Origin of the sequence: Klebsiella sp. BIGb0407 (assembly GCF_024807845.1) — a bacterium.
In the GTDB taxonomy this organism is placed as follows: domain Bacteria; phylum Pseudomonadota; class Gammaproteobacteria; order Enterobacterales; family Enterobacteriaceae; genus JGM124.
Genome location: NZ_JANUEQ010000022.1, coordinates 1 through 1,139 on the forward strand (window position 1 = coordinate 1; position 1,139 = coordinate 1,139).

The 1,139-nt window shown below is 52.9% G+C and carries 1 pseudogene; it reads left to right on the forward strand.

The features are described 5' to 3' along the window. Nucleotides 1-1,139, forward strand: a pseudogene (locus M2387_RS25790) (hypothetical protein); the annotation flags it as partial.

Here is a 1,139-nt window from a genome sequence, read left to right on the forward strand (position 1 = left end):
ACGACTGACGCCATAATTCGTGATGCTGAAAAAATGGCGGAGGACATTCAGAAGAATGCCGATGCCATTGTTGGTGCAGTTGAGTCCGGGAAAGAAACGACTGACGCCATAATTCGTGATGCTGAAAAAATGGCGGAGGACATTCAGAAGAATGCCGATGCCATTGTTGGTGCAGTTGAGTCCGGGAAAGAGACGACTGACGCCATAATTCGTGATGCTGAAAAAATGGCAGAGGACATTCTGAAAAATGGCTCTGATATTACGGCTGTCTCGGCGGCTAATCGGCAGACTGCACAGGCAATCATCAGCAATGCGCTTGCGATCGCTGATGTTGTTGTGCGGCAATCAGTACATTACGGTGAGAACTCAGCGAAATATGAGCAACTTCGTGAAGTGATCGCTACTGAGACAGAGGCTCGTGTTACTGATGTCATCAGACTGGATGCTCAGGTGGCAACAAACGAAGCCGGGTTAACAGAAGTACGGCAGACGCTGGCAAGTGAAACAGAAGCCAGAACAACAGCTGTTGATCAGCTTACGGCCCAGACGAAGCAAAATACGGCAGACGTTACCACTCTGACGGAAGCGGTCACCACGCTGGAAGGTTCGACCGTTACGCGTTTTGATGAGATCACCGCTAAAACTGACCAGGCCTCCGGCGCTATTCAAAATAACGCCCAGGCGATAATCAGTAACTCACTGGCACAGGCTGACATAGCGACCCGTCTGTCGGTTCAGAACGGCGACAACGCGGCGAAATTTGAGCAGGTCACCCAGGCCATCGCGACGGAAACGGATGCCCGTGTGACGGACGTGACCCGGATCGAGGCCAAGACTGGCGAGAACACTGCCGGTATTAACTCGGTGCGTCAGGCTGTCACGGATGAGGCCAGTGCTCGCTCTGAGGCGGTCGATAAGTTAACGGCGGAGACGGGTAAAAATGCAGCCGGACTGACGGATTTGAGTCAGGTTGTGGCTGATGAGAAAGCGGCATCAGCAACCCGCATGCAGGCTATTGAAACCCGGACCGGTAATAACGAGTCTGCTATCAAAAATGTGGGTGAGGCGCTGACCAGTGAGACAGAGGCGCGGGTTCGCGAGGCTGAATCACTCAAGGTGAGAACGGAACAGAATGAGGC